28 protein-coding genes and 1 other RNA gene are annotated in these 25,691 nt (G+C 68.3%); 15 read left to right on the forward strand and 14 right to left on the reverse strand.

Features of this window, described 5'->3' with window-relative positions:
* Window positions 1-51: 51 nt before the first annotated feature.
* The gene (locus KBY95_RS02170; protein WP_254963041.1) at window positions 52-645 is read left to right on the forward strand and encodes a DUF4178 domain-containing protein; all 594 of its coding nucleotides are present in this window, start codon (window positions 52-54) and stop codon (window positions 643-645) included.
* Here the strand turns inward: KBY95_RS02170 and KBY95_RS02175 are convergent.
* The 3 genes from KBY95_RS02175 to KBY95_RS02185 form a co-directional block, all read right to left on the reverse strand.
* On the reverse strand, window positions 636-2,300 hold the full coding sequence (locus KBY95_RS02175; protein WP_254963042.1) for an ATP-dependent DNA ligase: 1,665 nt from the start codon (window positions 2,298-2,300) through the stop codon (window positions 636-638). The genes KBY95_RS02170 and KBY95_RS02175 overlap by 10 nt on opposite strands.
* Window positions 2,301-2,304: 4 nt before the next feature.
* Window positions 2,305-2,967, reverse strand: coding sequence for a Coq4 family protein (locus KBY95_RS02180; protein ID WP_254963270.1), 663 nt, complete (start codon window positions 2,965-2,967; stop codon window positions 2,305-2,307).
* 71 nt (window positions 2,968-3,038) lie between these two features.
* Window positions 3,039-4,106 carry a ligase-associated DNA damage response exonuclease gene (locus KBY95_RS02185; RefSeq protein ID WP_254963043.1) on the reverse strand — a complete coding sequence of 356 codons (1,068 nt, stop codon included), beginning with the start codon at window positions 4,104-4,106 and terminating at the stop codon, window positions 3,039-3,041.
* Between the two features lie 118 nt (window positions 4,107-4,224).
* Between KBY95_RS02185 and KBY95_RS02190 the strand changes: the two genes are divergently transcribed.
* The gene (locus KBY95_RS02190) at window positions 4,225-5,310 is read left to right on the forward strand and encodes a class I fructose-bisphosphate aldolase (protein ID WP_254963044.1); all 1,086 of its coding nucleotides are present in this window, start codon (window positions 4,225-4,227) and stop codon (window positions 5,308-5,310) included.
* Between the two features lie 33 nt (window positions 5,311-5,343).
* Here KBY95_RS02190 and nadA read toward each other — a convergent pair whose 3' ends face one another.
* The gene (gene nadA, locus KBY95_RS02195) at window positions 5,344-6,306 is read right to left on the reverse strand and encodes a quinolinate synthase NadA (RefSeq protein ID WP_396094865.1); all 963 of its coding nucleotides are present in this window, start codon (window positions 6,304-6,306) and stop codon (window positions 5,344-5,346) included.
* A gap of 113 nt (window positions 6,307-6,419) precedes the next feature.
* Between nadA and KBY95_RS02200 the strand changes: the two genes are divergently transcribed.
* From KBY95_RS02200 to KBY95_RS02210, 3 genes are all read left to right on the forward strand, one after another.
* On the forward strand, window positions 6,420-7,295 hold the full coding sequence (locus tag KBY95_RS02200; protein WP_254963045.1) for a TIGR04168 family protein: 876 nt from the start codon (window positions 6,420-6,422) through the stop codon (window positions 7,293-7,295).
* On the forward strand, window positions 7,289-8,389 hold the full coding sequence (locus tag KBY95_RS02205; protein ID WP_254963046.1) for a hypothetical protein: 1,101 nt from the start codon (window positions 7,289-7,291) through the stop codon (window positions 8,387-8,389). Before KBY95_RS02200 ends, KBY95_RS02205 begins: the two co-directional genes overlap by 7 nt.
* Before the next feature lie 301 nt (window positions 8,390-8,690).
* Entirely contained in the window at window positions 8,691-9,443 is a 753-nt protein-coding gene (locus KBY95_RS02210) for a glycoside hydrolase family 104 protein (RefSeq protein ID WP_254963047.1), read from the forward strand.
* Window positions 9,444-9,473: 30 nt separating this feature from the next.
* Here KBY95_RS02210 and KBY95_RS02215 read toward each other — a convergent pair whose 3' ends face one another.
* A complete protein-coding gene (locus tag KBY95_RS02215; protein WP_254963048.1) occupies window positions 9,474-10,358 on the reverse strand; it encodes a TPM domain-containing protein in 885 nt (294 codons plus the stop codon).
* Window positions 10,359-10,420: 62 nt separating this feature from the next.
* Here KBY95_RS02215 and KBY95_RS02220 point away from each other — a divergent pair, with 62 nt between their 5' ends.
* Complete coding sequence (locus KBY95_RS02220) at window positions 10,421-11,611, forward strand: SAM-dependent methyltransferase (protein ID WP_254963049.1); 1,191 nt, start codon at window positions 10,421-10,423, stop codon at window positions 11,609-11,611.
* 124 nt (window positions 11,612-11,735) lie between these two features.
* Window positions 11,736-11,972, forward strand: coding sequence for a hypothetical protein (locus KBY95_RS02225; protein WP_254963291.1), 237 nt, complete (start codon window positions 11,736-11,738; stop codon window positions 11,970-11,972).
* Between the two features lie 8 nt (window positions 11,973-11,980).
* On the opposite strand, the gene KBY95_RS02230 is transcribed toward KBY95_RS02225, so the two are convergent.
* The 3 genes from KBY95_RS02230 to recQ form a co-directional block, all read right to left on the reverse strand.
* Window positions 11,981-13,072, reverse strand: a complete 1,092-nt coding sequence (locus KBY95_RS02230) for a DUF4912 domain-containing protein (RefSeq protein ID WP_396094864.1) — start codon at window positions 13,070-13,072, stop codon at window positions 11,981-11,983.
* A 136-nt stretch (window positions 13,073-13,208) separates the two neighbouring features.
* On the reverse strand, window positions 13,209-14,348 hold the full coding sequence (gene aroB, locus KBY95_RS02235) for a 3-dehydroquinate synthase (protein WP_254963051.1): 1,140 nt from the start codon (window positions 14,346-14,348) through the stop codon (window positions 13,209-13,211).
* Window positions 14,349-14,375: 27 nt separating this feature from the next.
* Window positions 14,376-16,211, reverse strand: coding sequence for a DNA helicase RecQ (recQ, locus tag KBY95_RS02240; protein WP_254963052.1), 1,836 nt, complete (start codon window positions 16,209-16,211; stop codon window positions 14,376-14,378).
* A gap of 82 nt (window positions 16,212-16,293) precedes the next feature.
* Between recQ and KBY95_RS02245 the strand changes: the two genes are divergently transcribed.
* From KBY95_RS02245 to ssrS, 3 genes are all read left to right on the forward strand, one after another.
* A complete protein-coding gene (locus KBY95_RS02245) occupies window positions 16,294-17,190 on the forward strand; it encodes a carbohydrate ABC transporter permease (protein ID WP_254963053.1) in 897 nt (298 codons plus the stop codon).
* 75 nt (window positions 17,191-17,265) lie between these two features.
* Window positions 17,266-18,546, forward strand: a complete 1,281-nt coding sequence (locus KBY95_RS02250; protein WP_315858882.1) for a 5-(carboxyamino)imidazole ribonucleotide synthase — start codon at window positions 17,266-17,268, stop codon at window positions 18,544-18,546.
* A 6-nt stretch (window positions 18,547-18,552) separates the two neighbouring features.
* Window positions 18,553-18,735: non-coding RNA, 6S RNA (gene ssrS / locus KBY95_RS02255), on the forward strand.
* An 81-nt stretch (window positions 18,736-18,816) separates the two neighbouring features.
* On the opposite strand, the gene KBY95_RS02260 is transcribed toward ssrS, so the two are convergent.
* Window positions 18,817-19,053 (reverse strand): hypothetical protein, encoded by a 237-nt coding sequence (locus KBY95_RS02260; RefSeq protein ID WP_254963054.1) that lies wholly within the window; start codon window positions 19,051-19,053, stop codon window positions 18,817-18,819.
* Between the two features lie 62 nt (window positions 19,054-19,115).
* Entirely contained in the window at window positions 19,116-19,247 is a 132-nt protein-coding gene (locus KBY95_RS02265; RefSeq protein WP_254963055.1) for a hypothetical protein, read from the reverse strand.
* A 235-nt stretch (window positions 19,248-19,482) separates the two neighbouring features.
* Between KBY95_RS02265 and KBY95_RS02270 the strand changes: the two genes are divergently transcribed.
* Window positions 19,483-19,932, forward strand: a complete 450-nt coding sequence (locus KBY95_RS02270; RefSeq protein WP_254963056.1) for a hypothetical protein — start codon at window positions 19,483-19,485, stop codon at window positions 19,930-19,932.
* Here KBY95_RS02270 and KBY95_RS02275 read toward each other — a convergent pair.
* Entirely contained in the window at window positions 19,877-20,152 is a 276-nt protein-coding gene (locus KBY95_RS02275) for a DUF2103 domain-containing protein (protein WP_254963057.1), read from the reverse strand. The genes KBY95_RS02270 and KBY95_RS02275 overlap by 56 nt on opposite strands.
* An 8-nt stretch (window positions 20,153-20,160) precedes the next feature.
* Window positions 20,161-20,454, reverse strand: a complete 294-nt coding sequence (gene clpS, locus KBY95_RS02280; RefSeq protein WP_254963058.1) for an ATP-dependent Clp protease adapter ClpS — start codon at window positions 20,452-20,454, stop codon at window positions 20,161-20,163.
* A gap of 63 nt (window positions 20,455-20,517) precedes the next feature.
* Here clpS and petN point away from each other — a divergent pair, with 63 nt between their 5' ends.
* From petN to KBY95_RS02295, 3 genes are all read left to right on the forward strand, one after another.
* On the forward strand, window positions 20,518-20,619 hold the full coding sequence (gene petN, locus KBY95_RS02285; protein WP_015108283.1) for a cytochrome b6-f complex subunit PetN: 102 nt from the start codon (window positions 20,518-20,520) through the stop codon (window positions 20,617-20,619).
* Window positions 20,597-20,764 (forward strand): hypothetical protein, encoded by a 168-nt coding sequence (locus KBY95_RS02290; RefSeq protein WP_254963059.1) that lies wholly within the window; start codon window positions 20,597-20,599, stop codon window positions 20,762-20,764. The genes petN and KBY95_RS02290 overlap by 23 nt, the downstream gene beginning before the upstream one ends.
* Before the next feature lie 93 nt (window positions 20,765-20,857).
* Window positions 20,858-22,246 carry a hypothetical protein gene (locus tag KBY95_RS02295; RefSeq protein ID WP_254963060.1) on the forward strand — a complete coding sequence of 463 codons (1,389 nt, stop codon included), beginning with the start codon at window positions 20,858-20,860 and terminating at the stop codon, window positions 22,244-22,246.
* Here the strand turns inward: KBY95_RS02295 and psb29 are convergent.
* Window positions 22,209-22,904 carry a photosystem II biogenesis protein Psp29 gene (gene psb29 / locus KBY95_RS02300; RefSeq protein WP_254963061.1) on the reverse strand — a complete coding sequence of 232 codons (696 nt, stop codon included), beginning with the start codon at window positions 22,902-22,904 and terminating at the stop codon, window positions 22,209-22,211. The two genes, KBY95_RS02295 and psb29, sit on opposite strands and share 38 nt — an antisense overlap.
* A gap of 95 nt (window positions 22,905-22,999) precedes the next feature.
* Here psb29 and clpP point away from each other — a divergent pair, with 95 nt between their 5' ends.
* Complete coding sequence (gene clpP / locus KBY95_RS02305) at window positions 23,000-23,590, forward strand: ATP-dependent Clp endopeptidase proteolytic subunit ClpP (RefSeq protein WP_216908779.1); 591 nt, start codon at window positions 23,000-23,002, stop codon at window positions 23,588-23,590.
* Window positions 23,591-23,713: 123 nt separating this feature from the next.
* On the opposite strand, the gene ftsH is transcribed toward clpP, so the two are convergent.
* A complete protein-coding gene (ftsH, locus tag KBY95_RS02310) occupies window positions 23,714-25,690 on the reverse strand; it encodes an ATP-dependent zinc metalloprotease FtsH (protein ID WP_254963062.1) in 1,977 nt (658 codons plus the stop codon).
* Window position 25,691: the final 1 nt, after the last annotated feature.

The raw sequence follows: 25,691 nt of genomic DNA on the forward strand, positions 1-25,691 counted from the left end.
CTCCATAAGCTGAGCCAGCCGGCCTGGATGGTCCGGCCACCGAGCGCAACGATGCCTGTCTGGTTTCTCCTGCCCCTGCTGCTGCTGGCCGCCGTTGCCCTGCTGCTGCTGCGGCGCGCCCGCCTGCGCCGCGGTGCCCCGCAGCTGCTGGGGCGCACCCTGTTCAACCTCACCACCGGCGACATCGTCCAGTACGACGGCCGTGACTGGGTGGTGGAAGACCGGCTCCTCTATGACGACGAGGGCTTCCAGTGGCTGGAGTACCTGCTGCGCGACGGCAGCGATGGCCGCTGGCTCAGCGTCTGTGAGGACGACTGGCTGGAGGTGAGCTGGCTGGAGGACGCCCCGGCCTCTGAGCTGGAGGGTCTGACCGCCGACTTCCCCGATCACCTGCGCTGCCGCGGCCAGCTTTATCACCTCAAGGAAACGGGCCGGGCCTCGGTGAGCGCCGCCGCCCGGGTGATGAACCGGCGCCTGCAGGGCTGCCGCTTCGGTGACTACGAGGGGGCGGATGGTCGTGTGCTGTCCCTGGAGCGCTGGGAAGAGGGGGACGATCCCGGGCCGCCGGAGTTGAGTCTTGGCCGTCGCATCGACCCGGCCGCCCCGGTGCTCCTGCCCGGCGATGGCCGTACTGTCTATCGCTGAAAAGCTGATCGCTGAGCCGCTGGATCCTCCAGCAGGGCCAGGGCGCTGGTGAGGCTGTCGGCCGACTCGGGGGTGCGGTCGCGACGCCAGCGCAGGATGCGCGGGAAGCGCACGGCCAGGCCGCTGCGGTGACGGCTGGAGAGTTGCAGGCCCTCAAAGCCCAGGCTGAAAACCTGCAGTGGCTCGACGGCCCGCACCGGACCGAAGCGCTCGGTGGTGTGGCGGCGGATCCAGCGGTCCAGCTCGGTGATCTCGCTGTCGTCGAGCCCCGAATAGGCCTTGGCGAAGGTGACCAGGCGGCCCTCCCCGTCCCAGAGGCCGAAGGTGTAGTCGGTGTAGAGGTTGGCGCGGCGGCCGCTGCCGGCCTGGGCGTAGAGCAACACCGCATCGAGCTCCATCGGCTCGAGCTTGTGCTTCCACCACAGCCCGCGGCGCCGGCCGACGCCATAGGCCGAATCGAGCGCCTTGAGCATCAGCCCTTCGGCGCCCACGGAGCGGGCCTGCTGCCGCAGCGCTTCAAGCGCGTCCCAGCCTCCTAGCGGTAAAACCGGGGAGAGGCGCAGGAGCCCGGTGGCGGGGGTGGCAACCGCCTCCGTCAGCCCCTGCAGCAGATCCTCCAGGGCGGCGCGGCGCCGGCTCAGGGGCTCGGGGCGCAGATCCTGGCCCCCCCTTTCCAGCAGGTCGTAGGCCACGAAGGCCGCCGGGCACTCCCGCAGCAGGGCGGCGCCGGGCTTGTGCCGCCCCAGCCGCCGCTGCAGGGGGCCGAAGCCGGCCGGCTGGGGCGCCTGCGGCAGCCAGACGGTCAGCTCGCCATCCAGCACCGTGCCCGGCGGCAACCCCTCGGCCATCCCAACCAGCTCGGGGAAGCTGGCATTGATCAGCTCCTCGCCGCGGCTCCACAGAAAGGTCTGGCCGCTGCGCCGGATCAGCTGGGCGCGGATCCCGTCCCACTTCCACTCCAGCTGCCAGCCGGTGGGGTCGGTGGCGGCCAGGCGCTCCGCCTCCAGCGGGGAGGCCAGGCAGAAGGGATAGGGACGGCTGATCGGGGCGGCCGCTCCGGCCTCCAGGGGTGCCAGCAGGGCCTGCATCGCCGCGGCGGAGGGCTCGAAACCGCCCATCAGCCGGTGGGCCAGCTCCGCCTCCTCCAGCCCTGACACCTGGGCCAGCGCCCGGGTGACCAGGCCTGCGGCCACCCCCACCCGGAAGCCGCCGGTGAGCAGCTTGTTGAACAGGAAGCACTGGCCGTCGGGCAGGGCCGCCCAGATCGCCAGCACCGCCTGCGCCTGCACCTCGGCCTCCAGGGCGGCCAAGGCCGGCAGCCGCGTTTCCATCCATTCGGCCAGGGGCAGCTCCAGGGGCGGGGCCGGCGGCAGGGCCAGCTGGGGGAGCAACAGGGCGATCGTCTCTGCCGAGTCCCCCACCTGGGCGTGGCAGGCATCGAACAACCACTCCGGCAGCCCCGAGCGCTCCAGGCAGATCTGCCGCAGCCGCCGGCCGGTGATCAGCCGCCGGCGCTGCTTGCCCAGCAGCAGGGCCAGGGCCCAGGCGCCATCGGCCCCGTCGGCCGCCTGGAGATGGGCAGCCAGCGCCGCCACCCGGTCCTTCGTGCCGGGGCTGCGCTCCAGCTGCTGGATCAGGTCGGCGAAGGCCTGCATGGGCTCAGGGCAGGGGCGATTCCGGCAATCCCAGTTCCCGGCGCCAGTCGGCCAGGGGTCGCTCCCAGCCCTCTTCGAGTTTGGCGGTGATCAGGCAGCGGGCCGACAGACCCAGCTCGAAGCCGCGGGCCAGGGCGCGCAACAGGGGTTCGAGGGGCTCGTCGTCCTGGAGGGTGCCGAGCAGGCCGCCGAAGATCAGCAGCACCGCCAGGGGTGAGCGCACCTGGGCCAGGTTGAAGGCCTGCAGCCCCAGTTCCCCGGGGCCATCGATGCCGAAGCCGGTGAGCACGTGCACGATGTCGTGGGTTTCCCGCAGCCTGTGGGTGATGTACTCCGCCGGGGTGGTGATCGGCCGGGGATCGATCAGGCTCTCGGGCGTCAGATTCAGACGCATCAGTTGCTCGGCATAGGTGCGGCCCAGGCTGCCCTCGGGCAGGGCCGCCAGAGCGGCCATGTCGATCGGGGCTGGCCGCCAGCCCTCCGCCACCAGGGCCGCCATGGCTGGCTTTTCCAGCAGGTGACGCTGCATCTGGGTGGCCAGGGGGCTGCCCTGGAGGCTGCGTGCCACGCCGAAGACGCTGTCCAGCTCCGAGGGGTTTTTCAGGAAGGCGGCGAGGCTGGCCACCATCCGCAGTGACTGCAGACGTTGCTTCAGGTTGATGAACACGGAGGCGACCACAGCGGAATGGCTGGGCCAGTCTCGGTCCCAGGCCTCGACGGTGGTCGTCGCCGCTGTCATCAGGACGCCGCTTCGGGGGAGGCCACCGCTGTCGCCGCCGCCGCGCCCACCTCCCCCTCCTCGCTGCGCTCCACCTCAAAGGCCCGCCCCAACGGTTCGGCCGCCAGGCCCTGCTCTTCGCGCAGGTAGCGGGCCAGACCGTCGCTGTTGCCGTGGGTCACATACACCTGCCGGGCGCCGCAGTCGCGGACGGTGCGCAGCAGGCCGTCCCAGTCGGCGTGGTCGCTGAGGGCAAAGCCACGCTCAAACCCCCGCCGCCGCCTGGCCCCCCGCACCGCCATCCAGCCGCTGACGAAGGCCGTCTGGGGATTGACGAATCGCTTCATCCAGGGGGAGCGGTGGGCCGATGGGGGCGCGATCACCAGGCGCCCCGCCAGCGATTCGCTGCGGGGGAGCTCACTCACCGGCCGCGTCGGGGGCAGCACCACCCCTTCGCTCCGGTAGGGCGCCATCAGCATTTGCACGGCCCCGTGCAACAGCACCTCCTCGTCCACCCCCAGCGCTGAGAGCTCCGCCAGCAGTCGCTGGGCCTTGCCGAAGGCATAGGCGAACAGCAGCGAGGGTCGCTGGGGGGCCGCACGCCACCAGGCCAGGATCTCGGCCGCCACCTCCCGACCGGGGCGCCAGCGGTAGATCGGCAGCCCGAAGGTGGCTTCGGTGATCAGCACGTCGGCGGCCACCGGCTCGAATGGGGCGCAGCTGGGGTCGGCATCCCGCTTGTAGTCGCCACTGATCAGCCAGGTTTCGCCGCCGGCGCTGATCCGGATCTGGGCCGAGCCCAGCACGTGCCCGGCGGAATGGAAGGACACCAGCGCCCCGCCGAGGCGGCGTTCCTGGCCGTAGCCCACCCCCGTCAGGGTGATGCCGGCCCCCAGCCGTTGCCGCAACACGCCCTCGCCCGCTGCCACCGCCCAGTATTCGCCGCAGCCCGGCCGGGCGTGGTCGGCGTGGCCGTGGGTGATCAGGGCCCGGCTCACCGGCCGCCAGGGGTCGATCCAGGCATCGGCGGCCGGACAGTAAAGCCCTTCAGGGGTGAGTTGGATCAGGCCATCGCCCGGCAGGACCATGGTGCACGCAGGCCGCGGTGGCACCGCTGGCGGGATGAGTTCGCATCCTGGCGAGCCTGGCCCGTTGACGGCGACGGCGCTCCTCCCTAGCCATGGGGAACACATCTCCAACGGCCCCATGACACTCGACAGCCACCGCGAGGAACTGGAAGCCACCGCCATGGCCCTGGCCCGGCCCGGCACCGGTCTGCTGGCCGCCGATGAATCCACCGGCACCATCGGCAAGCGCTTCGAGGCGATCGGCCTCGACAACACGGAGGACAACCGCCGCGCCTATCGCACCCTGCTGGCCACCGCCCCCGGCCTCGGCGAGACGATCAGCGGCGTGATCCTCTACGAGGAGACGCTGTTTCAGGAGGCCGCCGCAGTGCCGGGCCAGCCGGGTGGATCGATCCTCGAGCTCTTTGCGGCCCAGGGGCTGGTGGCGGGGATCAAGCTGGATCTGGGCGTGGAACCCCTGGCGGGCGGCCTGCCCGGTGAGACCTGGTGCACCGGACTCAAGGGGCTGCGTGAGCGGGCCGCCCACGCCTACGCCCGCGGCGCCCGTTTCGCCAAATGGCGGGCAGTGCTGCGGATCAGCGCCGATGGCTGCCCCTCGGAGCTGTGTGTGCGTGAGAACGCCTGGGGGCTGGCCCGCTACGCCCGCACCGCCCAGGAGGAGGGACTGGTGCCCATCGTGGAGCCGGAGATCCTGATGGACGGCGACCACGACATCCTCACCACAGCTGCGGTGCAGGAGTGGGTGCTGCGCAGCGTCTACGAGGCCCTGGGCCAGAACGGGGTCTTTCTGGAGGGCACCCTGCTCAAGCCCTCGATGACCCTCCCCGGCGCCGACGGCCCGGAGCGTCCCAGTCCCGAGCAGGTGGCCGCCTTCAGCGTGCGCACCCTGCGGCGAAGCGTGCCGCCGGCCGTGCCGGCGATCCTGTTTCTCTCCGGCGGCCTGGGGGAGGAGGAGGCCAGTGTCTTCCTTTCAGCCATCCATCACGCCGCCCCCGACGCCCCCTGGCACCTGGGCTTCTCCTACGGCCGGGCCCTGCAGCACTCCTGCCTCAGCCACTGGAAGGGGACCGACATGGCGGCGGGTCAGGCGGCCCTGCTGGCCCGCGCCCGGGCCAATGGGGCGGCCGCCCGGGGGACCTACGTGCCTGGCTCCGAACCCTCTGACGATGCCGCTTCCCTGTTCGTGGCCAACTACAGCTACTGAGTCACGATCCTCCCTAGAGCCAGGGCCCGTGCCTCAGGCACTCATGGCCAGCATGCGCTCGATCGGCACCAAGGCCCGCCGGCGGATCTCTTCGTCGAGTTCGAGGGCCGGAGCCATGGTGTGCAGGCACTGCCACAGTTTTTCCAGCGTGTTCAGCCGCATGTAGGGGCAGGCGTTGCAGCTGCAGCCATCGGCTCCGGGAACTTCATAGAGTGTTTTGGTGGGAGAGCGGCGGCGCATCTGGTGCAGGATGCCCGGCTCGGTGAGCACAATGAACGCGGGGGCCGCACTGGTTTCGGTGCGCTGCAGCAGCTTGCTGGTGGAGCCGATGAAGTCGGCCAGATCCAGCAGGTGCTGTTGACATTCCGGATGGGCGATCACCTCGGCTTCGGGGTGCTCCTGGCGCAGCCGCAGCAGGGCCTGCTCACTGAAGGTTTCATGGACGATGCAGCTGCCCGGCCAGAGGGTCAGCTCCCGGCCGCTCTGGCGGGCGACCCAGCGACCCAGGTTCTGGTCGGGGGCGAACAGGATCGGCCGATCGGCAGGCAGCTGCTGAACCAGGTGCACGGCGTTACTGCTGGTGCAGATCAGGTCGCTCTGGGCCTTCACGGCGGCCGAGCAGTTGATGTAGCTGACAACGATGTGGTCCGGGTGCCGGCGGCGGAAGTCGGCGAAGGCGTCGGCAGGGCAGGCATCGGCCAGGCTGCAGCCGGCTTCCAGATCGGGCAGCAACACGGTTTTGCCCGGGTTGAGGATCTTGGCGGTCTCCGCCATGAAGTGAACCCCGCAGAACACGATCACGTCGGCGTCGGTGCTGGCCGCCTTACGGGAAAGCTCGAGGGAATCGCCGATGAAATCGGCGCCATCCTGGATGGCGTCGTCCTGGTAGTAATGGGCCAGGATGATCGCGTTGCGTTCTTTTTTGAGTGTTTTGATCGCGGCGGCCAGCTCGTGGCGCGGCGGACAGGTCCCTGGAGCAGCGACAGACGGATCCAAGCGGTTGCCCGATTCCCGGCCATGCTGGCCAGGGGACTGGGTCAGCGTCTGCGTGAAGACCAACCGATACCCCGTCCCATGCACGATGATCCGAGTCTAGGAAGCGGTTGGTATTGGCTGAGCTGAACATCGCCATCGCGGGGGATCTTCACGATCAGTGGGATCGCAGCGACCATGACGTGCTGGATCTGATCCGTCCGGATGCCCTGCTGCTGGTGGGAGATTTCAGTGACGGCAAGAGCCGCATCCCCGAGTTGCTCGCCACGTTGGAGCTGCCGTTGGCCTGTGTGCTCGGCAACCACGATGCGGGCAAGGACGGCAGCGGCCGCACCCTGCGGCACCAGCTGGAGTTGTTGGGCGAACGGCACTGCGGCTGGGGCCTCAGGGAGCTGCGTCCCCCGGGTCTGGCCGTCGTGGGGGCCCGTCCCGGAACCGCCGGCGGTGGCTACCACCTGTCGAAGGCCGTCCGGGCCGTCTATGGGCCGGTGGGCCTGCAGGAGTCCGCCGAACGCATCACCCGGGCGGCCCTGTCCGCCGATCCCCAGCTGCCACTGGTGCTGTTGGCCCATTCGGGCCCCAGTGGTCTGGGCACCCAGGTGGACGACCTCTGTGCCCGCGACTGGAAGGCCCCCGCCTGCGACTGGGGCGATCAGGATCTGGCCCTGGCGGTGGAGCAGATCCGCCGCCGCCGCCCCCTGCCACTGGTGATCTTCGGCCACATGCACCATGCCCTGTGCCACCACCAGGGGGAACGGCTCAGCTTCCGGCGCGACGCCCAGGGCACCGCGTTCCTCAACACCGCCTCCGTTCCCCGCCATGGCGTGGACCAGCAGGGTCGGGCCCTGCGCCACTTCAGCTGGGTTGTCTTCGACAACGGCGACCTGCGCCACATCAGCCACCGCTGGTATGGCCTCGACGGTGCCCTCCACTACGAGCAGACCCTCTGGACGGCGGCCCTGCCGGCGGCGGGTGTGCTGAGCCCTTGCTGATTCACGCCTGCATCAGCAGCCATGGCTTCGGCCACGGCTCCCGCACGGCGTCGGTGCTCTGTGAACTGGCCGCCCTGAAGCCCGACTGGCGTCTGGTGCTCTCCACTGGACTGCCGGAAGCGTTCCTGAAGCTCTCCCTGGGTGCGGTGCCCTTCGAGCAGCGTCAATGCCGCTGGGACGTGGGCGTGATCCAGGCGGATGCCCTGGGGGCCGACGCGGCCGCCACCCTGGCGGCCCTCCATGACCTCGAGGGGAGCCTGCCGGGGCTGGTCGAGGCCGAAGCCACCTGGCTGGAGGCCCAGAACCAGCCGATCCTGGTGCTGGGGGATGTGCCACCGGCAGCGGCTCTGCTGGCCAGGCGGCTGAGGGTGCCGCTGGTGTGGCTGGCCAGCTTCGGCTGGGACACGATTCATGCCCCCATGGGCCCGGACTTTCAGCCCTTCGTCGACCGTCACCGTCAGCTGTATGCCCAGGGGGATCTGCTGCTGCGTTGCCCCCTCTCCCTGCCGATGGACTGGGGTCTGCAGGAGGTGCGGCTGGGCCTGACGAGCTCCAGGCCCCGGCTCGACCTGGAGCGCCTGGCCTCGGATCTGGCCCTGCCGCCGGATCGGGAGCAGGTGGTGCTGGTGAGCTTCGGGGGCCTCGGGATGGCCATCGACCCGGCCCTGCTGGCTCGCTGGCCCGAGCACGTGTTCGTCGGTCCGGAGCCGGCGCTGGCCTCGGTGGCCAATGGTCGTTGCTTGCCGGCCGGGGTGAGGCCCCTCGACCTGATGCCCCTGACGGGACGGCTGATCACCAAGCCCGGCTACAGCAGTTTCTGCGAGGCCTTCAGCCAGGGGGTGGGAATCCATCTGGTGCACCGGAGCGGATTTGCAGAAGCGCCGGTACTGGAGGAGGACCTGCGCAACCACGGCTGGCATCGGTTGCTCAGCCAGCAGGCCTTCCGCCGCGGCGAGTGGCAGCTGGATCAGCCGCTGGAGCCCCCCCGGGGCGGCCCCCTGCCGCTGGATGGGGCCACAACCGCTGCGCGGGCGATCGTTGCGGTGCTGGAAGGACGATCAGCACTCCCTATGGGGCCTGGCTTCAGGATTTGAACATCTGTTCATCGACAGCGATGATTTTCAGTGCCTGGCTGTAACTGGAATGCAAAGCGTCATTCTTGATACCAGTGGACAGTTGTTCGACCGTCACTAACAGCGAATCGTTTGGCCTGATTCATCGGCAAATTACCGCGAAGTCTCGTCGCAGGAAATTTCTTTTCCTCGCCATGGGATCACTGGCTCTTCCTGATGTCGTTCCCCAGAAGACCTGGTCACACCAAGCACATCCAGTCGGAATAATTCCGTTGCCCATCTAGCGGATTTTCCCCATTTGTCCTTCACGACCTTTTTTCTCTTGCCGAACCTTCAGCAGCGCCACCTCGTCCTCGCCTTTGCCGGCCTGAGCCTGAGCCTGGCTGGGCCAGCCGGTGCCGCCGAAACCCCTAGTGCCTGGCAGTTGGGTCCTGAAGCCCGTGTGGCCCCCGTGCGGGTCTCGATGCTGACGCCGCTGCCGGCCGCGCCCCGGGTCTTCGCGATCACGCCGGAGCGACGGGCTCTGCTCAACACCATCCGCTACGCCGAAGGCACCTGGGCCAACGGCCAGGAGGTCGGCTATCGCATTCTTTTTGGCGGCAGCCTCTTCCAGTCCCTTGATCGCCATCCCAACCGGGTGATGCGCACCGCCCGCTACGCCAGTGCGGCGGCGGGCGCCTACCAGTTCATGCCCTTCACCTGGGACATGGTCAACCGGGCCCTGGGCATGCCTGATTTCGGCCCGGAGTCCCAGGACCAGGCCGCCCTGTTCCTGGTGCAGCGCCGCGGAGCCCTGCACCTGGCCGATCGTGGTGAGCTGAGCCCCGACCTGGTGGCCCGTTTGGCGCCGGAATGGGCCTCCTTCCCCACCCTGGCCGGCCGCAGCTTCTACGGTCAGCCGGTCAAGCGCCTCAACGACCTGCGTCGCTTCTACGAGCAGAACCTGGCCCAGCTGCGCAACGAAGCCGCCACGGTCTGGGAAGACGTGGCCATTCGCCAGAAACCCCCGGCCTGCAGCGATGACAGCCTTTCCTGCCAGCTGGAAAGGGCGAGCCGGCCGTCAACCGCCCCCTGAGCCGGGTCGGCGAATCTCGGGGCGATCAGATCAGCTCTCGCCCTTGCCCTGCGGGCGCACACCTCCGAGGGTTTTCTGGGCGATCAGATAGGCCACCACTGAAGCTCCGAGGAACCCCAGCACGTTGCGCAGCAACGGCAGCACGTCGTTGGTCCGGGTGATGATCGGCCCCATCCCAAGGGCCACGAACAGGATCACCCACAAGGGAGAGAGCAGCAGCACCCAGGTCCATTCCACCCGGCGACCCTCCTGACGCGGAAAGGCGGCGAATCCCACCACCAGGCCGCCCAGGATCGAGGTGCAGAGCGTCAGGATCCACTGCTCCTGGGGCAGTCCCGGCACCACCTGGCAACCACCAATGGCCAGGCACCCCTTGACGGCATGGATGGCCGACAGGATCGAGCCGTCCTCACCGTGGTCGCGAACGTAAAACTGATTGCCGTACCGGGTCTGGAGTTCCACCCAGAAGGTCCGGGGCATCAGGGCGAACAGGGCCTCGCCCACGTTGAAGTTGAGCAGGTTGCCCCCCCGGGGATCGGCCACCAGCAGCAGGCTGCGCTCGTCCAGGTCCCAGAAGCCCTTGACTGCCAGCCCTGGCGTGCGCTCGTACTGGGTCAGCACCCTCAGCTTCCAGCCGCTGCTGGCTTCGAAACTCTCCAGTTCGGCCTCCAGCTCCCCCCGTTCGCCATCGGTGAGGGCCTTGGCCAGATCGATCACAGGGGTGGGGTGATCGGGCAACAGCTGGGGGTTGTCTGCCGCGAAGGCCGCCGCCCCCAGTCCCGGCGCCAGCCAGGTGACCAGCACAAGGCTGAGGGTGGCCAGACCTGCCCCCAGCCTCCGCCCCAGCCCGCCACGCCGGCCTGCCCATCGGCGATCTCGTGGTGCTCCTGCCGGTCCCGCTGCCGGTGCAGCCATCGCCATTGCCATCGCTCGTGCTCCCATCGGTCAGCATTCTCCCTGAGTCCCCCTGACGCCGCGTGCTGAGCCCCCCTCCCGACTCCCCGGCGGTTCCCGAGTGGCTCGCGGAGCGGTTGCGGGCCGCGGGCGGGTCGGTGCCGTTCCTCGACTACATGGACTGGGTCCTGCATGATCCCGAGCACGGCGCCTACGGGAGCGGCCGGCTGGTGATCGGCCCCCGGGGGGACTTCGTGACCTCCCCCTCGATGGGGCAGGACTTCGCCCAGCTGCTCGCCCCCCAGGTGGCCGAGTGGCTGGCCCTGCTGCCGGCCGAGGCCCCCCTGACCCTGGTGGAGACAGGGCCGGGGGAGGGACAGCTGGCCCAGCAGCTGGCCGAGGCCCTCCACGCCGGTTGGCCCTCCCTGGCCGGACGCACCGAACTGGTGCTGGTGGAGCCGAACGCCGGCATGGCCCAGCGGCAGCGGCAGCGTCTCAGCGCCTGCCCGTTGCCGGTGCGCTGGAGCGACTTCGCGGGTCTGGCCAGCGCCCCGCTGCGGGGCGTGGTGCTGGCCCACGAGGTGCTCGACGCCCTGGCCATCGAACGCATCGAGCGCCGTGACGACCACTGGTGCCGCCAACGGGTCGTTCTGCGCGGGGATCACTTGAGCCTGGAGGCGGCCGAGCCCCTGGCCGGACCTTTGCTTGATCAGCTGGATGGCCTTGGCCTTCTTCCCCTGGATGACAGCCGCCCCGAGGGTTGGTCCACGGAGCTCCATCCCGGCCTGGAACCCTGGCTGGCCGCCTGTGCCGGCGCGCTGTCCGAGGGGTGGCTGCTGGTGATCGATTACGCCCACGAGGCGCACCGCTATTACGCGCCCCAGCGTTCAGCCGGCACCCTGATGGCCTATCGGCGCCAGCAGGCCAGCGACAACCCACTGCGGGAGCCAGGTCTGTGGGACCTGACGGCCCACCTCTGCCTGGAGAGCCTGGAGGCGGCGGCCCGGGCCGGTGGCTGGCAGCCCTTGGGCGGATGCCGCCAGGGTGAGGCGTTGCTGGCCCTCGGTCTGGCCAGGCGCCTGCATGAGCTTCAGCAGGAGCCGGCATCTCGACTGGCGGAGCTGCTGCAACGTCGGGAGACCCTGTTGCGGCTGGTGGATCCCGCCAGTCTTGGCAATTTCCGCTGGCTGGCTTTCCACCGGGATTCAACCTCTGCTCGCTCTCCAGCAACGCCTCAGCCAGAGCCCCTGTTTTTGAGCGTGCCGTCGCCCTGATCAACAGCCATCGCTTTACATCTCCACATGAAAGCTTGAGCATTCCTGCTCAATCCTGGAGGAGAAAACGGCAATGAAGGTTAGGGTGAAAATCCAATCAGAAGGTGCGGTGATGGCAACGCCAATGGGCAACGTTTTCGGCAGCCCTACGGAATTCGGCCACCGTGCGGAAGATCCATTGTTTGGGGCAACGTTTCATCTGGATACCGGATCTTCAAGTGGTGACGATGGTCTGAACGTCGATGTTGAGCTGATCAACGTCGATCCCGTCGAGACCTACTTCGCCTGCATCACCACCTGCTCCCTTGACGACGGTGACTGCATTACCATCTGCACCGAACAACTGCGGGAGAGCCACTGAGCCCTGGCTTAGAACCACTCCGACTGGGCTTCATCCTTGGGATTGACGTTGGCGTGGGGTGTCGTGCGGCGGAACTCCATGGTGATGCTGCGCTTCTGCTCGCCATCGGCGGCCAGGGCCTCGATCGGGTAGAGCTGCTGGCCATCCCGGAAGGGAACCTGCAGGCGGAAGGTGCCGTCGGCGGAGAGGGGAACTTCTTCACCACCGATGCTCAACCGGGCAGAGGGGTCGGTGGCGCCGTAAACAATCAGTTCGGCATCGGCCACAAGCCAGAAGGAACGCTGGCGAGCGGCCACCCCGCCGATGCCGGAGCCGCTGCGGCCGGAGGCCCAGGGGCCTGCACCGGAGGCGGAGAAGTCGTTGTGGCCCTGCAGACCAGCGGCGGAATCGCTTTCGTGGAAGGCCTCCGAACCTCGGCCGAGGCGGCGCCAGGGGTTGGTTGCGCTCTGATACAGCCGCTCATGCAGGTCGTTGATGATCTCCCTGGACGGAACTGGAGCCGGCGCCCCTTGGATCGCGGGCGGCATGGAGAAGGCCACGAAGGGATCGGGCACGGACACGGCCGGGCTGTCCAGGACGGGGACGTGGGCGGTGGCGGAGAAGGCCAGGGAGATCCAGCCGCCGCTGCCGCCCTTGCGGAAACCGAGCTCCACCCTGTAATCACGACCGGACAGGGGCACCGGCAAGTACCACTCGCTGGCCTGGCTTTCAACCACCACCTCCTGCAGGGTGTGGGGGTGGGTGGACCCCCCGTCCAGTCCAGTCACGTCGGCGACACGAAGACAGAGCTGGGTGGCGCCATCGGCCTGGGCCTGGCTCCTGTCGGCCGGCGAGATGGCCCAGCGCACCTGGGACCACTGGGGATCGCGAGGGAGGAAGGCCACCCAGGAGGCGTCACCACCGCCGATTGGGGGGGCTTCCGCAGCGCTGGTTGCGGCCATGGCCTGGGCTGGTGCCGCAGGGGAGGGTTCCTGAGCGGGCGATGGCTCCGGCCCCGCCGAATCGTCCCGGCCGCCGAGACCGATGGTTCTGGCCAGGGCTCCGAGTCGTCGCAGGGGCTGGCTCAGGATGTCTTTGAACCGGCTGGGACGACTTCTCATGGGCCGTGGTGAATAAAACCTTCCGGTGATGGTCTCCGATCCGGGGGGTTCACGCCTTCCCTGTCAGCGAAAGACCACGATGGAAGCCCGCTCCTGCGGGGCGATCCCCGCGGGCCCTCCGGATCGGTCCGCTTTGTCAGGGGGCCCCGATCGATGCGGCGACCGCGAGGGCGGCCCTGATCGTGCCTGGGTCAACGTCGTCGCGGATGGTGACCGACCCCACGCCGGTGGGCAGCACGAAGCGCACCTTCCCCTGGCGCACCTTCTTGTCCGCCTGCAGGGAGGTCAGCACCGCTTCGGGATCGAGGGCCGGCCAGGCCATGGGCAGCCCAGCGGCCGCGATCAGCCGCCGTTGCCTGTCCTGATCGGTCCGGCTCCACAGACCCATCGCCACGGCAATCTCGCCGGCGGCGACCATGCCCAGGCCCACGGCCTCCCCATGCAACCAGGTGCCGTAGCCGCTGAGGTTCTCCACCGCATGGCCCAGGGTGTGGCCGTAGTTGAGGATCGCCCGCAGCCCCCCTTCCCGTTCGTCGGCCGCCACCACCCTGGCCTTGGCGGCGGCGGAGCGCTCCAGCAGCCGTTGCATCAGATCCGCTCCGATGGCTTCGCGGCTGGCCAGGGCTCCCTTGGCATCCCGCCTGGCCGCTGCCTCCAGGTCGCTGAAGAGCTCTTCATCGCCGATCACGGCGTACTTGATCACCTCGGCCATGCCGGCGCGGAACTCCCGCTCCGGCAGGGAGGCCAGCACCTGAGGGTCGATCAGCACCAGCTTCGGCTGGTGGAAGGCGCCGATCAGGTTCTTTCCGCCCGGGTGGTTCACCCCCGTCTTGCCGCCGATGGCGGCGTCCACCATGGCCAGCAGGGTGGTGGGCACCTGCACCACGGCGATGCCCCGCAGCCAGGTGGCGGCGGCGAAGCCGGCCATGTCCCCCACCACACCGCCGCCGAGGGCGACGATCAGGGAGCTGCGCTCCAGGCGGTGGGCGAAGGCGGCGTCGTGGATGGCCGCCACCGTGGCGGGGGTCTTGCGCTCCTCGCCGGCCTCCAGCACCAGGCTCTGCACGGCGAATCCGCTGGCCTCGAGGCTCCTCAGCGCCTCGGCACCATGGAACCCCTGCACGTCAGGGTTGGTCACCACCAGCACCCGGGTGCCGCTCTGGATGCCGCGCTCGATCAGGAAGGTACCCAGATGGCCGAGCAGGCCGTCACCGATCAGGATCGGATAGGGATCGGCGGCCAGGGACACCGTGATGGTGCGGTAGTCCTGCGGCACGGACGGCTCATCAAGGGTGGACTGAGGCTAGGCCGGTGCGGTCTGGCTCCCGACCACCGCCAGCACCGCTTCGCCATAGCTGGCGAGCTTGGCCCTGCCGATGCCGGTGAGGCCGGCCAGGTCCTCGAGGGCCGTGGGACGGCATTCGGCGATGGCGATCAGGGTGCGGTCGTGGAAGACCACATAGGGCGGCAATCCCTGCTGGCGGGCCTGCTCCAGGCGCCAGGCCTTCAGGGCCGCCAGGAGTCCCGGGTCGGCGTTGTCCGTTGTGGCGGCCACTGTCGCTCCGCCCCCGCCCCCGCCCACGGCCGCCGCGGCGCGGCGGTCCTTCGCCGCCGCCGGCAGTCGGATCTCCAGGCGGGACTCGCCGCGCAGCAGTGGTCTGACGAGCGCGTCGTCACCGAACTGCAGGCCCCCATGGCCGTCGGCGGCCGCCAGCAGGTATCCCCTGGCGGTGAGCTGGCGGAACAGGCTGCGCCACTGACCCCGGTCCAGTTCCTTGCCGATGCCGTGCACCCCCAGCTGGTCATGGCCGAGGCTGCGGATCCGGGCCGTCTCGCCGCCCAGCAGCACGTCCACCAGGTGGGCGGCGCCGAAGCGTCCCCCGGTGCGATAGACGGCGGAGAGGGCCTTTCGGGCCGGTTCGGTCACGTCCACGCCCTGGTTCGGCTCCAGGCAGACGTCGCAGTTGCCGCAGTCGCTGCCGTCCGCTTCGCCCAGGTAGCTCAGCAGGATGCGCCGGCGGCAGCTGGAAGCCTCGGCAAAGCCGATCAGAGCCTCGAGGCGGCCGTGCTCGATCCGCTTCTGGGCCGGCTCAGCGTCGGAGTCGTCGATGAAGCGACGCAGCGGCGGCACGTCCCCGGAGCCATGCACCATCCAGGCGATGGCAGGCAAGCCATCACGGCCCGCCCGGCCCGTCTCCTGGTAGTAGGCCTCCAGGCTCTTGGGCAGGTCCACATGGGCCACGAACCGCACATCCGGCTTGTCGATGCCCATGCCGAAGGCGATGGTGGCCACCACGATCACGCCGCTGCCAAGGCGGAAGCGCTCCAGGGCAGCGCTGCGCCTCTGCGCCGAAAGCCCGGCGTGGTAGGGCAGGGCGTCGTGGCCAGCGTCCTTCAGGGCGGCGGCGATGTCCTCCACCCGCTTACGGGAGCGGGCGTAGACGATGCCGGAGTGGCCTCGCTGGGTGGCGAGAAACTCGAGTAGCTGGCGCTTGGGTTCGCTCTTGTCACGCAGCAGATAGCGGATGTTGGGCCGATCGAAGCTGGCGATGAAGGTGGCCGCCTTGTCCAGGCTCAGGCGCGCCACGATCTCGGCCCGGGTGCGGGGATCGGCCGTGGCTGTCAGGGCGATGCGGGGAACGGCGGCGAAGCGCTCGGCGAGCACCGCCAGCTGCAGATACTCGGGCCGGAAATCATGGCCCCACTGGGAGACGCAGTGGGCCTCATCGATGGCGAACAGGGCCAGAGGCAGCGCCGCCAGGCGCTCGATCAGATCGCCCCCCAGGAGCCGCTCCGGCGACACGTAGAGCAGATCGAGCTGGCCGGCCTGGAGCTCACGCCAGGTGGCCGCCGCCGCGTCGCTGCTCTCGGCCGAATGCAGGGCGGCCGCCCGCACGCCCGCCTGCCGCAGGGCCCCGACCTGGTCCTGCATCAGGGCGATCAGCGGTGACACCACCACCGCCGTTCCCGGCCGGCAGAGCGCCGGGATCTGGTAGCAAAGCGATTTGCCGCCTCCGGTGGGCATCAGCACCAGGGCCGAGCCCCCCGCACAGACGTGCTCGACGATGGCGGCCTGGGGACCGCGGAAGGCGTCGTAGCCGAACACCTCACGCAGCACCTGCTTCGGGTTCGCCGTCATCGGAATGGCGGATCGAACCGCATCGGTGGCCTCCAGCCTCGATTCCGATTGTGCATCGCCTCACGTCCGGCAGGATGCACCCATGGCCACACCCATCCCTTCCGCGCCTGTGCCCAGCCGCTCCGCCTGGGCGTTTCTGGCCCCCGCCCTGCTGCTGCTGGCGGTGTCGGTGCTGATCCCGGCAGCCATGGCCCTGGTGATCAGCTTCACCCGCACGGGGCTGGATGTGAGTGAGCCGCTCACCTTCGTGGGCCTGGCCAATTTCCGCCGCCTGCTGGCTGATCCGATGCTGCTGCGGGTGACCGGCACCACCTTTCTTTATCTGGTTGGGGTGGTGCCGCCGATCGTCCTCGGTGCCCTCGGCCTGGCGGTGCTGGTCAACCGTCAGCTGCCGGGCATCCATTGGTTTCGCGGCGCCTTCTACACCCCGGTCCTGGTGTCCCTGGTGGTGGCGGCGATTGCCTTCCGCTGGCTCTACGCGGAAAACGGGCTTGTCAATGGCTGGCTCGGGGCCCTGCTGGGTGATCGCTTCACACCGATCGGCTTTCTCACCTCCACCGGCCTGGCCCTGCCCTCGGTGATGCTGGTCACCCTGTGGAAGGGCCTTGGCTATTACATGGTCATCTTTGTGGCCGGCCTGCAGGGGATCTCCGCCGATCTCTACGAGGCGGCGGCCCTCGACGGCAGCGAGGGTTGGCGTCGCCATCTCGACATCACCCTGCCCCTGTTGAGGCCCTACATCACGCTGGTGGCGGTGATTTCGGCCATCGGGGCCACCAAGGTGTTTGAGGAGGTGTACCTGATGACCCAGGGGGGGCCGGCGGACAGCACCCGCACCATCGTCTACTACGTCTACGACCAGGCTTTTTCTGAGCTGGAGATCAGCTATGCCTGCACGGTGGGGTTGGCCCTGTTCCTGATCGTGCTGCTGCTCAGCCTGCTCCGTTACGCGTTCGCCGCCGAGAACCCTCTGCAGTGAGGACCCTCCCGGCTCTGAGGTTGGGGGTTGACGCCCTGGTGGCAGGCTGGACCACGGTTCGAACAACCTTCCAGGGTGCAGACCATCCCTGACCCCGATCCCCAGGCCAGTCCCACCGCGATCGATGCCATCGGCATCGTGGGGGGCGGCCAGCTGGCCTGGATGCTGGCCCAGGCCGCCCGGGAGCTTGGCGTGGCCCTGCATGTGCAGACACCCGGCGCCGACGATCCGGCCACCCGAGAGGCGGCCAGTGTGGTCCTGGCCCCCGTCGATGACGTGGCCGCCACCCGAGAGCTGGCCAGCCGCTGCCACGCCATCAGCTTTGAAAACGAGTGGATTCCCATCGAGGCCCTGCAGGCGCTTGAGGGTCCTGGCCTCCGGTTCCTGCCGGGACTCGAGGCCCTGCAACCCCTTGTCAGCAAGGAAGGCCAGCGGCGCCTTCTGGCCGACCTGCACCTGCCGTCCCCCCGTTGGTTCCCCCTGGCCGACGTCCTCCCCCCCGCCACGTCCACGGCCGTGGATGGGGGACAGGCCTCCATGCCGGCGCGTTTGTCGCTCCCCCTGCGATCACCTGCCGCTCCCTGCCTTCCCGAGGGCTTCGGCTTTCCAATGATGGCTAAGGCCAGCCGCGGGGGCTACGACGGCCGGGGCACGATTCCCCTGGCCGATCTGGCTGCTCTGGAGAGTCTGCTGGCCACAGTCGACCCCAAGGACTGGATCCTCGAGGAGCTGGTGCGTTTCGAGCAGGAGCTGGCACTGGTGGCCTGCCGCGACCGGCATGGCGCGGTGGCTTGCTATCCGTTGGTGCAGACACACCAGCACCGCCGCGTCTGCGACTGGGTGCTCTTCCCCGCGCCGGTGGACCACCGGGTCGAGGTGTTCGCCCGCAACGTGGCCGTTTCCCTGCTCACCGCCCTCGACTATGTGGGCGTGCTGTCGATCGAGTTCTTTTACGGGCCCTCGGGTCTGCAGGTCAACGAGCTGGCCCCCCGCACCCACAACTCCGGCCACCTGACGATCGAGGCTTGCCAGACCAGCCAGTTCTCCCAGCAGGTGCGCATCGTCGCCGGGCTGCCGATGGGCGCCACCGACGCCGTGGTGCCGGGTGCCTTGATGGTCAACCTGCTCGCACCGGAGGGTGGCGATGCCGACCAGCTGGAACGGCGCCGCGCCCTTGAGGCGCTTCCGGGCTCCCACCTGCACTGGTACGGCAAGCAAGGCGGTGGGACCGGCCGCAAGCTGGGCCACCTCACCCTGCTGCTCGAAGGCCAAAACGACGCCGAGCGTGAGCTCGAGAAACAGCGCCGGCTGGCGGAGGTGCGCGCCATCTGGCCGCTGCCAGACGAACCCACTTAGGATTGGAATGGACTGCTGTGTTGGTGACTGCCTTTCACAGTTTTCTGATCTGACTCCCTTTCGACGCGGGGAGTCTTCAGCGACGGCAACGTATACCGGCCTCACGGCCGGAAACGAAGCCCCGCCCCTGACTCCCCACCTGGTTCATCCAGGTCGAACACTGGGGCAAGACGGCACGGCGGTCCACCCCCTTTCTGCTTCGACAACCGGTTTTGATCAGATCGTCTCGATCAGATCCCCCGCCGAATAGCGCACCTTTGCGAGGGCTGCCTAGCGGTCCTCGGCGTCGCGGTAACCCGCTGCACAGACCACGCAGCTCCGGTAGGGGCTGCTCTCAAGCTTGAGAATCCTGTCGTAGTCGGCAGGAGACAAGCCTTCGATCGGGCTGGTGTCCACGGACAGCAGGGCCGCTGCCGTCAGAAAGGTGCCGAGGGCGATGGACACCTGATTGCTGGCCCAGCGATCGATCACCGCGCTGCGGGGACCATGGATCAGATCTTTTTCCATCATTCCCCGGTAGGGGGCCAGTTGCTCCGGGTTCAGCCCCCTGGCTTCGGCTGTGGCCTGGATCAGCCGATCCAGATCGGCGGCCTCAATCGTGCGCGGGCCAGAAAAACCACCAGGTGGGAGCAGTCCGTGATCTGGGATTGCTCCCAGGAGTGGGGTTTCAGGGACGAGCGCAGGGCTGGGTCCTCGATCACAAGGAACGTCCAGGGCTGCAGCCCGTAGCTGGAAGGGCTCTGAACCGGGCGTCCTCCAGGGCAGACCAGGTGGCTGACGGGATCCTGGCTCCGGCCTTGAAACTCTTGGTGGCGTAGCGCCAGCGCAGGGCTTCGGCGAGGTCCTCAGGGGTGAAGGCTATAAGAAGGGGGCTGGGAACCCGCATCAGGGCGGGCTCATCAGGCAGGCATGCTGGTGGGGCGTCCATCCGCCGCCGTGATCAGCGAGCTTCCGAGCTTCCAGTCGTCGTTCGAGCGCCTCCTGGCCCGCGCCCCGGGTCCCGTCTTCCCCCGTGCCCGGGCGCTCTATCTGCAGAAGTATCCCCTGGAAGGGGACAGCCAGGGTGACTTCCGCACGTTTCTGCTGGAGGAGGACATCCAGGAGAGCCCTGCCGGTGCTGTGCGGATCCGGGCCCTGGCCCTGGCGGTGGTGGCCTGGGGTCAACCCTGTTTCGATGCGGTGGCTGCGACCGCCTACCTCGAGCGACGCTGGGGGCTGCGCCCCCACGATCTTCAGGAGGTGGAAGGGGCGAGCTGGTTCCGGGAGGGTGGCGCCTACGGCCGCTTCGGTACCACGGCGGTTTACGAGCGGGCCGCCCCCACCAGCCTGCTCAGCTCGTCAGCCGATCCAGTGCCTCCTGCAGCTGATCCCGGCTCAGGCGAGTGACCACAAAGACCTCCTGAGCCGTGCTGCCTCTCCGGGCCAGCAGCTTGTGGCCCCCGGTGATCGGGCTCGAAACCCGCAGCCGCAAACCGACGCTGCGCCCCTTCACCCGAGCGATGACCGCCGGCGTGATCGTGTCGATGTCCGGCACGGTGGCCAGCCGCCGCAGCAGCGGGATGAGGCCCTCCACGTAGGTGCTGTGGGTGATCACAAGCCGGGCCATGGCGTGCCTCAGCCCTGGCCAAGCGGTGCCATGGTCAGCCCTTCGGCGCTGAGCAGCTGGTGGTAGAGCTCCCCTTGTTCCAGGGGACCGCTCCAGACCACCGCCGAACCCTCCCCATCGATCCGATGGGCCAGATCCCAGGCCTGATCGGGCTGCATGCCGGGCAGGTGCCGTACGAGGGCCTCCACGACGTGCTGAAAGGTGTTGACGTCGTCGTCGAGGACGATGACGTTCACATTGGGGTAGCGCTCCTGGAGGCGCTGGCCTGCCTGGGCGAGACTTCTGGATGGTGCGACGACCATGGGCCTTCAGCGGCTGCCGGTCACCAGCGTAGGTAACATGCGCTCACCCATGAATCGGGCTCGATGTTGATCACCCTCGGTTGGTCCGCCCTGGCGGCCATCTTCACCTTCTCGATCGCCATGGTGGTGTGGGGCCGCAACGGTGACAACAGCATCGGTTTCTGATCTGGCCTTCCCCACCACCACCCTGCTGGCGGGTCTGGCCTCCGCTCTGCTCCTGTTTGTGAGCGTCGGCGTCATCTACCTGTCCACCGTCGAATGGCGTGACAAGCGCCGCCGTCGCTCGACCGAAGGGCGCCCCCGCCCCTGAGCCCCTCCGCTGGCCCGGGTCATGGCCCGTGACCGGCCTGGGGATAAGGGGGGCAACGCATCTCCACCGAGGCCGAACCTTGCCGGCGTTTCCATGAGCCGTCCGTTCGATCGTCTGCGACGTTCGCTGCTGGCACCGGCCCAGGCGAGGTTGTCCCAGCCACTGCCCCTGGCGCTGCTTCCGCTGCCGGCCACCACGGCCACGCTGCTGTTGTTGCTCCTGCTGCCGAGCCTGTTCCTGTGGCGCTGGCCCAGGCCCCGGGCCCAGGGACTGGAGCAACTGATGGCGGTGAGCAGCCTGCTGCAGAGCTTTCCGGCCAGTCCGGAGAGGCCCGTGCCGGCCCTCTGGCAGGAACGCTTCGGGGCAGTTCCGGCCACCCGGCGCTGGCGAGAGCAACGGCGCATCTGGTGGCAGTTCTGGGGCCCCCATGCCGATGGGGGTGCCTTCCTGGCGGTCCAGGACGGCACCGGTGGTGGATCCCAGCGTCCGTTGCCCGCCAATGCCCTGCGGGTGGGAAACCTGCTGGTGGTAGCTCCGGATCCGCTTTCACGGCGCTTGCTGCAGGACCAGTTACGGCCTGATCAGCGGGCCGGGCGTGGGTTGTACAGCGCCTGTCTGCCGCGGCTGGAAAGCGGACAAGGGGTGTTCTGGAATCCATCCGGCCTCGGTGCCCTGGTGGGGCCCCTGGCCCCGTTGCTGGAGGCCTACCAGGAGGGCTGCCTCTCTCTGTCGCTAGAGGACTCCGAGCTGCGCTGGCGGGGCGAAGCCACCGACCGTGCCGTTGCGGTCGGTCCCGGGCCATCGATTCGGGCTCCTGAAGTCCCGGCCTCATCCCTGCCGCCTCTGGCGGCCGACCTGCTGCTGGAACTGCAGGGGACCTCCCTGGAGCAGCTGTTTCGTGGCTTGCTGGGACGCCAGCTGATCCGGGATCCCCTGGCGGCGCGCTACGGCATCGACACGAAGGGCCTGGCCCTGCTGCGCCGATCTCCTTTCCGTCTGAGGCTGCAACCCCAGGCCAGTGGCCCCTTCCAAGCCTCGCTCGAGCTCCAGGTGGCCGTGGGGCCCGACCGCCAGGCCTGGCGCCAGCTGTTGCTCGGCCTGGCCCGCTCCCTGCAGGCCCAGGCCCTTCAGGACGTGCCTGCCGGCGGATCGTCCCAGGCCCAGACGGCCACCTGGCGCCGGGAGGATGGCGTGGTGCTGGGGGGGTGGCGCTGGATCGGAGACGCCGGCCCCGCGCCCCAGTTGCTGTTGTTCCTCGGCCCGGTGCCGGCTCGCTTGCAGGCAATGGCCATCGCAGGGGAGCAGGCCCCCGCCTCCGGTGCACTGTGGTTGCGGGTCCGCCCCCAGGGCCTCGATCAGCTGGGCCTGTTACCCGAACCCTTGCCGGAACTGGTGCGCCGTGCCGACCAGCTCACCATGCAAGCTGTTCCTGGCGGCGCTGGGGTCAGCTGGCTGAAGGGACGCCTTCGGGTGATCCCGTGATCTGCTGCCGTTCGCGACGTCGCCGTTCGGCGGCGACGGTTTCCTCCATGAGCTCGACGGCCATGGTCATCTTTTCAAGGTTGCTCGCGTAAAGCGAAAGGTCCTTGTCGAGCCGGTCGCGCAGCAGGCCGATCGACGCACCGATCTCGTGGGCGAGCTGCCGCAGGGCCTGGGGTTCCATGGCGTCGTCGGCGAGGGCCTGCTCCAGCAGGGCCAGCAGGCCGACCGCCATCAGGCGGGAGTAGTGGAAATCAGGCCGGCGGATGCTGGCCAGGGCCGTGGCCACCGGAGCTGGCGCCCCCTCCCCCTGCGCTTCGATCCACTGGCGCACCTCCTGCTGGCTGTGGCGCCCCATGGCCGCCAGGGCGTCATCGCTCTGGCGGCGCAGGCCGGGGCCGTTGAAGCCGGAGGAGGAGCACAGGGCCTCAAACAGGGGCCGCTTCTGCTCCTCGGGGCGATAGCCGCGGGCGAAGCCGTCAAACACCTGAACGAGTCCAACGGCGAAGAGGGGATCACCCTGGAAGCCCTTCTGGCGGCTCAGCAGATGGAGCTCCACCAGCAACTCGTCGACCATGCGCCGGTAGAGGGGACCGATGACATGGGGGAAGGCGCCGTGGAAGGCACGCTTGCTGTCAGCGACGGTGAGAGCAGCGCTCACGCGGTTGGATTCTTCGTTGCAGCGACCATAGCGCTGCAGACACTCGACCCGATCGGCGGCTGGGTAGGATCGATTCAATCGCCTGTCTGGAGCCCATGATCCCGATCGTCATCGAGGAGTCGGGTCGCGGTGAAAGAGCCTTCGACATCTATTCCCGCCTGCTGCGGGAGAGGATTATCTTCCTCGGAGAACCGGTCACAGCCGAATCCGCCAACCGTGTGGTGGCCCAGTTGCTGTTTCTGGAAGCGGAGGATCCCGAGAAGGATATCTTCCTGTATGTCAATTCCCCGGGAGGTTCTGTCTACGACGGTCTCGGCATCTTCGACACCATGCAGCACATCAAACCTGATGTGCAGACCGTCTGCGTGGGTCTGGCGGCCAGCATGGGCGCCTTTCTGCTCTGCGCCGGTGCCAAGGGCAAGCGCAGCAGCCTGACCCATTCGCGGATCATGATCCACCAGCCCCTGGGTGGGGCCCGGGGCCAGGCCAGCGATATCCGCATCCAGGCCGATGAAATCCTCTATCTCAAGGACAAGCTCAACCGTGAGCTGGCCAGCCGAACGGGGCGTGATCTCGAGCAGATCCAGATCGACACCGACCGGGACTTCTTCATGTCCCCGGCCGAAGCCATGGCCTACGGCCTCATCGACAAAGTGATCGAGAAACGGCCCATCCGTCCGGTCTGAGGCTGGGAGGCCGCCAAGGCCATGGCCATCGATCAAGCATTCGATTTCACCACAAAAAAGGCCTGCGTCAGCAGGCCTTTGCATGGGAATCGGCAATCTGGCTTCAGGAGGCTTCAGGAGGCTTCAGGAGGCTTCGGCAGGATCGGCAACTGCTGCTTCCTGGTGGGTAGTGGTCGCCAGATCAGCAGCCGTGAGCAAGGGGGAGAAACGGTCCTTGTCGGGAATGGACGCAAACTCCGAGACGATCAGCCGGAACTCATCACCATCGAGACTTTCCTTCTCGATCAGCAGCTCCACCAGCCTGTCCATGCAGGCGCGATGCTCGGCCACCAACTTGACGGTGTCGGTGTAACAGCCTTGGACGATATGCCGAACAGCTTCATCGATCTTGTGGGCGATGGCGTCGGAAACATCGCTGCGGGTCATCAGGTCGCGGCCCAGGAACACCTCCTGGTTGCCAGCCTCCAGGGACATCGGACCCAGCTCGCTCATGCCGAAGCGGGTGACCATCTGGCGGGCCATGGAGGCTACCTGCTGAATGTCACCGCCGGCACCGGTGGTGACCTCCGAATGGCCGAACACCACGTCCTCTGCGGCCCTGCCGCCGAGGGCTCCCATGATGCGGGCCCGCAGTTGGGCCCGGCTCACCAGCATCTGCTCTTCGTCGGGGGCAAACCAGGTGAGGCCCTGGGCCTGGCCCCTGGGAATCAGAGTGACTTTCTGGACGGGGTCGTGCTGCTTCACCAGGGTGCCCACCAGGGCGTGGCCCACTTCGTGATAGGCGATCAGCCGTTTGCTGCGGCCGTCGGTGAGCGGCTTGCCCTCCATCCCGGCAATGATCCGATCAACGGCGTCGTCGATCTCCGCCAAGCCGGTGGCCTCTTTTCGCCGTCTTGCGGTGAGGATCGCTGCCTCGTTGAGCAGGTTGGCCAGATCGGCCCCAGTGAAACCGGGAGTGCGGCGGGCCACCATCTCGAGAGAAACATCATCGGCCAGTTTCTTGTTGCGGCTGTGCACCTTGAGGATCGAAAGGCGTCCCTTGATGTCTGGGGCATCCACCTGGACCTGGCGATCGAAACGGCCCGGACGCATCAGGGCTGAATCGAGAACATCAGGGCGGTTGGTGGCCGCGATGATGATGATGCCGCTGTTGCCCTCAAACCCATCCATCTCGGTGAGGAGCTGATTGAGCGTCTGCTCGCGTTCGTCGTTGCCGCCGCCAATGCCGGCACCACGCTGTCGACCGACAGCGTCGATCTCATCGATGAAGATCAGGCAGGGGCTGTTTTCCTTGGCCCGCTTGAAGAGGTCGCGGACACGGCTGGCGCCGACACCCACGAACATCTCGACGAATTCAGAGCCTGACAGGGAGAAGAAGGGCACGCCGGCCTCGCCGGCGATGGCCTTGGCCAGCAGGGTCTTGCCGGTGCCGGGGGGGCCCACCAGCAGCACACCGCGGGGGATCTTGGCCCCCACGGACGTGAAACGCTCTGGGGTCTTCAGGAAGGTCACCACCTCCTGAAGGTCCTGCTTGGCTTCCTCAACGCCGGCCACATCATCAAACTTGACGCCGGTTTCCGCTTCCATGGCGAAACGGGCCTTGGTTTTGCCGAACTGCATCGCCTGACCAGGCCCGCCGGGCATGCCCGAGGAGCGCCGGGCCAGGAAAATCAGGGATCCGATCAGCAGCAGTGGGAACAGCAGGTTGCCCAGCAGGCCCAGGGCGGGCGGAGTTGATTTGGGAGGGTGGACATCGAAGCTGATGCCCTGGTCCTTGAGCTTGTTGATCAGCTCGGGGGCAACACCGGGTAGATCCACGCGCAGCCGTTGCACCCGGTTATCGAGGTCGGGATCCACCGCTTCGATCACGGCCGTACGGCCACCGTCGTAGATGTCGACCGCCGTGACCCGGCCCGCTTCGACGTAATCGAGGAAGCGGCCATAGCTCATCCGGGCCACCGCGGCGTTACGGGGCGCGGTGGTGTCACCGGTGGGCCCGGGCGCCAACCGTCCTCCCGAACTCAGCAACTGCCAGCCCAGGAACAGGGCCACGGCGACCGGCAACAGCCACAGGGCAAGGACACGCCAGCGCTGATTCATG

Source organism: Cyanobium sp. Aljojuca 7A6 (assembly GCF_024346455.1).
Taxonomy (GTDB): Bacteria; Cyanobacteriota; Cyanobacteriia; order PCC-6307; family Cyanobiaceae; genus Cyanobium.

Excerpts from the sequence above, each read along its gene's own strand:
- KBY95_RS02170 (WP_254963041.1), top strand. The coding sequence starts at position 52 with ATGCCTGTCTGGTTTCTCCTGCCCCTGCTGCTGCTGGCCGCCGTTGCC.
- KBY95_RS02175 (WP_254963042.1), bottom strand. The coding sequence starts at position 2,300 with ATGCAGGCCTTCGCCGACCTGATCCAGCAGCTGGAGCGCAGCCCCGGC.
- KBY95_RS02185 (WP_254963043.1), bottom strand. The coding sequence starts at position 4,106 with ATGGTCCTGCCGGGCGATGGCCTGATCCAACTCACCCCTGAAGGGCTT.
- KBY95_RS02190 (WP_254963044.1), top strand. The coding sequence starts at position 4,225 with ATGACACTCGACAGCCACCGCGAGGAACTGGAAGCCACCGCCATGGCC.
- KBY95_RS02215 (WP_254963048.1), bottom strand. The coding sequence starts at position 10,358 with ATGGCTGCACCGGCAGCGGGACCGGCAGGAGCACCACGAGATCGCCGA.
- KBY95_RS02225 (WP_254963291.1), top strand. The coding sequence starts at position 11,736 with ATGGGCAACGTTTTCGGCAGCCCTACGGAATTCGGCCACCGTGCGGAA.
- KBY95_RS02230 (WP_396094864.1), bottom strand. The coding sequence starts at position 13,072 with ATGAGAAGTCGTCCCAGCCGGTTCAAAGACATCCTGAGCCAGCCCCTG.
- recQ (WP_254963052.1), bottom strand. The coding sequence starts at position 16,211 with ATGACGGCGAACCCGAAGCAGGTGCTGCGTGAGGTGTTCGGCTACGAC.
- KBY95_RS02245 (WP_254963053.1), top strand. The coding sequence starts at position 16,294 with ATGGCCACACCCATCCCTTCCGCGCCTGTGCCCAGCCGCTCCGCCTGG.
- KBY95_RS02260 (WP_254963054.1), bottom strand. The coding sequence starts at position 19,053 with ATGGAAAAAGATCTGATCCATGGTCCCCGCAGCGCGGTGATCGATCGC.
- KBY95_RS02275 (WP_254963057.1), bottom strand. The coding sequence starts at position 20,152 with ATGGCCCGGCTTGTGATCACCCACAGCACCTACGTGGAGGGCCTCATC.
- clpS (WP_254963058.1), bottom strand. The coding sequence starts at position 20,454 with ATGGTCGTCGCACCATCCAGAAGTCTCGCCCAGGCAGGCCAGCGCCTC.
- petN (WP_015108283.1), top strand. The coding sequence starts at position 20,518 with ATGTTGATCACCCTCGGTTGGTCCGCCCTGGCGGCCATCTTCACCTTC.
- KBY95_RS02295 (WP_254963060.1), top strand. The coding sequence starts at position 20,858 with ATGAGCCGTCCGTTCGATCGTCTGCGACGTTCGCTGCTGGCACCGGCC.
- clpP (WP_216908779.1), top strand. The coding sequence starts at position 23,000 with ATGATCCCGATCGTCATCGAGGAGTCGGGTCGCGGTGAAAGAGCCTTC.
- ftsH (WP_254963062.1), bottom strand. The coding sequence starts at position 25,690 with ATGAATCAGCGCTGGCGTGTCCTTGCCCTGTGGCTGTTGCCGGTCGCC.